This is a genomic window from uncultured Nostoc sp. (assembly GCF_964245445.1).
Classification (GTDB): Bacteria; Cyanobacteriota; Cyanobacteriia; order Cyanobacteriales; family Nostocaceae; genus Nostoc.
Window position 1 is genome coordinate 1 of sequence record NZ_CAXTNE010000380.1, and the last position, 5,871, is coordinate 5,871.

The window sequence follows — 5,871 nt, forward strand, 5'->3', positions numbered from 1 at the left end:
TAGTTCTTAATGCACTATTACTTACTGTACCTCATGCACCTCGAAAATGCTGTATATGCTTACATCCCCCAGAGTCAGCACTGTCGAAAATGCTGAAAATAAGGACTAAGTAGGCTTAGTCTCTAATATTTGCGATCGCCTAAACTAAAAGTAAGCATCTTTTACCCACATAACACCTATGGTTCAGTCTTCTAATCAACGCCTAACCCTAGAAGAATTTCTCGCACTTCCTGAAGGAGATATTACATACGAGTTTGTTAATGGTGAAGCTGTACCCAAATATAAAGATAATGAAATGTCACCAAAGTTTTTTCATGGCTCGACTACTGGTGCTTTATTTATACTATTGTCTGCATGGGCACAAGCAAAGGGTCGAGTTGTAATTGAATGGGCAATTAAACTAACACGAAATCAACAAGATTGGATGCCTGTAGCCGATTTGACCTATATTTCTCATAACCGTCTTCCTGCTGATTGGCTATTAGACGAAGCTTGTCCTGTCGCACCTGAATTAGTCATCGAAATCATTTCAAGCTGGAGATACTAAGGATAACAAGTCTGTGGCGACAGTTATTTCTGCACGCGAACGAGTTGAAAATACTGATTATTTTGAGCAAATGTGCAGTGCTGCAGCGCAATATTTGAAAGACGAACGTAACAACGATGAAGATGATGTGGATTCATCGATCGCAACTTTGGAAGAGGAAAAAAATCGATACGATAGCCAAATCCAGCGTTTTTTGAACTTTTTAGATGATGAAGCATTGTCACGAGTCCGATTAACAATTAGCTTTCGGATTATGGAGGCGATCGCAGAAAATGCCCGATCAAATAACGACCCAGATTACCAACTTTTAGCAGAATATGTCAATCGAATACTCATTCTAGTTGCATTTGCTCAAGAAGAAGGCTATACAGTTGATTTAACGGCTCATTTTGGTAGTGCAGCTGAGTTCGACTTGGCAGATGAACTTAGCAAAGCGACCTTTTATTATTGTCTAGCTGTTTGGCCTGAGTGGAAAACTCAAATTTTCGAGCAAAAGACTAAAAATCAAGTAGATCGTGAAGTTAGCTATCGTTTTCGAGTCAATGGGCAAAATCCAGAATTAGGCAAACCTGCTTTTGAAGTAAGACTCGATCAAATTAGAGATTATTTACTGAGTGATGATCAATCTTCCTTACAAAAACCTTGGGAAATTTGTCGTCGTTTAGCTCAACTTATATTTTTGGCAGTCGTTGTTCCCAAAAAGGACGCGGAATCGCTAACCAAAGAATCACTAACCGATGCGGTGAATCAACTCCTAGCAAATTTTCAATCGCAGGGAAAGCAAGCGATTCGCCAGACTTTAGAAGAATTACAGGAACGCTCTGAGTCAATGATTTTTATTGCCAAGGCCCTGATGAAAGTACTGCGTGACAGGAGCCAGAAAATCGTATCTCAAGTTCAAAATCGCTCCTCACAGCAATTCATCTGTGTAAAAAGCAGCATCATTAATTGGGATCGGCTAGAAGGGGCAACATTAGGTGTGAGAAAGTTGCTTGTAGAGTCACAAGAAAATACTAGCGAAAAGGTTGAATGGTTCAAACATATTGAAATTTGTGAGCAACCAGCAACATCAGGACTTCTTTTCTCGGTTAAGGTTACTGCCGATCTGTCGGAATATGACTTAAAAACTAAAGATACACTTAGTCAATTACAGGCAAAGCGTATATTACCGCAGAAACTCCTCCAAGTTTGTTGGGTTCCTCGTTCTTGGCAGAGGGGAGAAGATCGTCAATGGACTTATGAGCTATCTACAAATGCTTCTCAATTTGCTGGGTGGGCATTATCAGCCGCAATCATAGTGGAATACGATGTTGAAACTGTGAGGCGGCGAGCGAATACAAGAGACTCTGAGGAAAATAAGCAGTATCATGCAGCCGCAGTTACCGCCTTTGCTGTGTTAGTTTACTGTTGTTTGTGGCGTATTATTAGACGATTGCAAAAACGCGAACAGGAAACATCGGTTGACTTTACAACCTTAATGCTGCGACTGCAAGAAACAGGAAAACAACTAGATGATGATAAAGACAAGAGCGGCGATGCTTACGTTTACGCAGCCGCCCAAACCTTAGAAGCCATACTAGGTGAAGATACCCCTATCCGAATGCAGGGACTTATTCTAGAAAATCTGGTGAAACAACCCAAAAAAACGCAAGATTTTATTAAATCTGGTACTTTTAAGGCGTTTTTAAGTGCGTTTCCACTTTACGTTAGTAGCCCAGATTCTCATTCAGCCCCCAAGATTGGTTTAATTTCCTACGCTAGCCGTCCCTGTAACGAGGGAAATTTTCCCAATGATAGTGAAAAGGCTTATCTTTTTCTCACTCAAAGTTATATTGCTACAGCCGTTAGTGAACCGTTTATAGGTTATGAACTCAAGAGAGAACGGATGCAGTCTGATGTGCTTGATTCTCCAGAACAGCTGAAAACGCAACGCCTAGTTCAAGAAGAAATTCGTCACCTTAGAGCTAAAGGATGTCAGCACATTATTTTATTAGCTCATGCCTATGGCGATCGCCGCATTAATCGAGCTGCAAATTACAATTCTTCTTTAATACCTACAGAATTTTTAGAAGAAGTATTTCAAAGTTAATGAAATCATTGGGAAAAGCATATTGCCAGGCTAAACATTCAAAGGATGATGAGCCTATGGATTTAGATGCGGAAATTCGTTTAGTTTTCAAGAGACTTTTGAAAGGGCTACCCTCTGCTTTTAAAGAACAAGCAAAGTCTTTAGGGGAAAAGCCAACTCTAGGTCAATACTCCCACTTTTTGTTTCAGGAGAATGTGACCGACTTTTACAACCCAATGGGTGAAATTAGCAAGGCTGAGGCGATCGCATCTATTGAAGACAACGACGCATTACTTGAGTTCTTTGGAGGCAACCCTGTTACACGAATTGCCGATTGTATCAATGAAATCAATCCCGATAAGGCAACAATTCCTCTGCGACAAGTACACGAGGCAGCAGTATTTGCTGGTATAACTGCTGCTCAAGTCGGTAAAATTAACGTCCTAGCTTTAGAAGGGAATCCGGGTATTGGTAAAACCACTGCTGTGATGAAATTTCTCAAACAGCAGACTCAAGGTTTCTTATTTTTGTATCTCAGTCCGCGAGTTGTAATTAATCGGGATGTCACCGACAAACTTGCTAGAGACAACAATCGTCCCACTGGGATATTAACCATCACCAGTAATAAAAATTTGATTGTTGCAGCTCCCGAATGGTATAAACAACAGGTTCAGCAAAACAACTTTCCACCTCGCTTGATTGATAGTGCCGTTGTTGTCGATGGTATTGAAAAACTCACACTTCCTGATAGCAATATATTCTTTCTCAATCCAGAACAAGAACATGACATTGATTGCAATATAGTCGGCTCGACTCGGTTTAAACGCCGTCTTAACGAAAGGGATTATAGCGTAGAATCGCTTTACAGTCCTGGTGTATTGGGTACCATAGCAAAGTCAGCCCGAAAATTGCTCGAAGCCAATCCCAAGGTTAATCAACTGGTGATGACTGCTGCTATCCAAGGTTATCGGACGCTTAACGATCAATCAACCACAGTTAATGCCTTCAACAACTTATTTGCAAAAAAAGCTGATACTAAGGCAGGAAAAAAGGAACGTTCAGAATTTGCAGCGCGGATTCCCACTATAGTTGTCATGGTAGATGAACTCGCTGGTGATGGTGCAGGTGCGCCCTTTGTCCGTAAGTTAGCAGAATGGTTGGAACAGCAATTTATTAAACCGTTTGATACAAATCAATCTCCATTTAAAATTGTGCTGATTCTTGCTGATGCCTCACTCAGCAATGAAGTTGTGTTGGATAGCTTTTTGAACTCAGGCGATCGCGCTCCTGATAAAGTTCTAATAAGTCAGAGTCGAGGTGAAGCACCGTTTCGGGTGACAGGCACTCATACAAAAATTGGCCCCAAAAAACACCCAACGCTACATGTCATGACAAATAGCTATCCCGCCAGTAAACTCAGTATTGATTACAGTATTAGGCTGTCGCCCATTAAACCAGGTCAAAACAGTGACGGCACAGAGCAGACAATTAGACAAGCAATTCGAGAAAAATCAGAAGAGGAATCGCTAACAAATGCCTACTTAGAAATCAAGGCTGGGTTACAACAGGGAGCAGAGCAGTTAATTTTCTTTGCTCAGGATAAAGCTTTTCTACGTCAGTTGCAGGAAAAATTAACCACTGGTAAAGAAGCTCTTCTAAACAGGGGACAGGTAGAGGTTTTGGATCAAAGTGTATCACCTGATCAGCGATTGAAATTAGTAAAGCCGCCACGACGAGATGAAGTTCGAGTTTTCCTCATGACTTCTTCAGGCGCAAGAGGTGTTTCTTTCCCGAAAACAGATTGGATTATAGCTGCAATTCCCCGATTTAATATTGAAGCTGCTTTAATGGAAGTCGCGCAATTAATTTACCGTGGTCGAGGAATGTATACAGATTCAGAAACCGGAATGGAAGTTTCTGGAGATAACAAAGCAAGACGCTTAGTTATGCTCATCAATGATTTCATAATTGAAAGAGAGGATATTGATCCTAAAAGACTATGGCTGCGTCAGTCCAGCGATTTATTGACTTTGCTGGTAATGTTGCGTTCTACAATTCATACCCGCATTAAAGGTGATGCAGGACTTAATAAAAACCGAATTGCATTTGTCCCCGTTGGCTCTGTTGGCGATGAAGAATTGCTACGTTTAATGTCTGATGATGTCTTAGATTTCTTGCGTGAAGCCAAAATTTTTATCAGCGATAGTCATCCTCAAGAAGCCAAAGCAATTGTAAAAAAGGCGGAGCAGTTAACTGCAAACATCTTTAAACATTTTGACTTGAGAGGTCAATCATTAGAGAGAAATGCTAAGTCGTATGCAAATTATCAAACTTTACAAGCTTTGGTCAAAACTGTTTCTAGGATTTCGAGCCGATTATTACCAACTTTAGATAACGATACGCTACACATACCAGATAATCTAACTTGTATAGGCCCTTTCTGGATCGAGGACTGGAGCGATCGCCAAACTGAAGAAATATTTAGCTTTGAAGCATGGAAAGCTGATATTAAACAAAATAGTAGTCGTCTTTTAGGATTACTAAAAGAAATTGCCGAAAGCAAAAAGTTCAAATTTCCCTCAAAACTCAAACGTCCTGCCAACGAACTGTATAAACTATTGAGTCGAGAACAAGAGGGATTTGTGATTGAATCTTCCACACGTCAAGCATTAAAAACTAAAAACATAGTTATTGGCTTACCTCTAGACTATCCTCATTTCTGGGATGAACAATTAGAAGATGATATGCGCCAACAGGTATTACAAGATCCGCAAGCTTGGAGAAGTGCGCTAGGACGTTCTCTAACTCCTCAAGGCTTAATCATGCCTGTAGTACCTCATTATCGCACATTTCCTTGGGTAGCTGTGGCAGGTAGACGAATTTTTACACAACTAGAAACAGTTTTTAGCGATCGCTACTTTATGGCATCCAGTGAATTGAATCTTCTGAATACCATTTTGCTTGAAGATGAAGCAGATAACAAATAGTTAATGTACCTTTAAAAATTACTTAGCCCAAAGTGAAATTCTTCAACCAAGCTACAGGCTAGGTCAATTAAACCAGTTTTGTTAGATACACTCAGCAGGGCTAGACGCGCCATTGATCAATTCCTTAAAATTAGGCCAGAAGTAAAGGATCTCAAGTTTTGCATCGGGTGCATCCCAGTTTTTATTCTCCCAGCAATAATAAATAAGTAAGACCAAAAGATTGTTACAGAAATATGAGGTAGGGGAGTAATTAGTCACTATCAAGGGAG

At 40.4% G+C, this 5,871-nt stretch carries 2 protein-coding genes and 1 pseudogene; all 3 read left to right on the forward strand.

The annotated features are described in order from the left end of the window. Positions 1–178 precede the first annotated feature (178 nt). A pseudogene (locus ACFE90_RS35315) lies at positions 179–532 on the forward strand (Uma2 family endonuclease); the annotation flags it as partial. A gap of 28 nt (positions 533–560) precedes the next feature. Beyond that, positions 561–2,636 (forward strand): hypothetical protein, encoded by a 2,076-nt coding sequence (locus tag ACFE90_RS35320; protein ID WP_375506924.1) that lies wholly within the window; start codon positions 561–563, stop codon positions 2,634–2,636. 56 nt (positions 2,637–2,692) lie between these two features. Then, positions 2,693–5,602 (forward strand): helicase-related protein, encoded by a 2,910-nt coding sequence (locus ACFE90_RS35325; RefSeq protein WP_375506925.1) that lies wholly within the window; start codon positions 2,693–2,695, stop codon positions 5,600–5,602. The last annotated feature ends 269 nt before the right edge of the window (positions 5,603–5,871 follow it).

Coding starts and splice junctions, on each gene's coding strand:
- ACFE90_RS35325 (WP_375506925.1), top strand. CDS start 2,693: ATGGATTTAGATGCGGAAATTCGTTTAGTTTTCAAGAGACTTTTGAAA.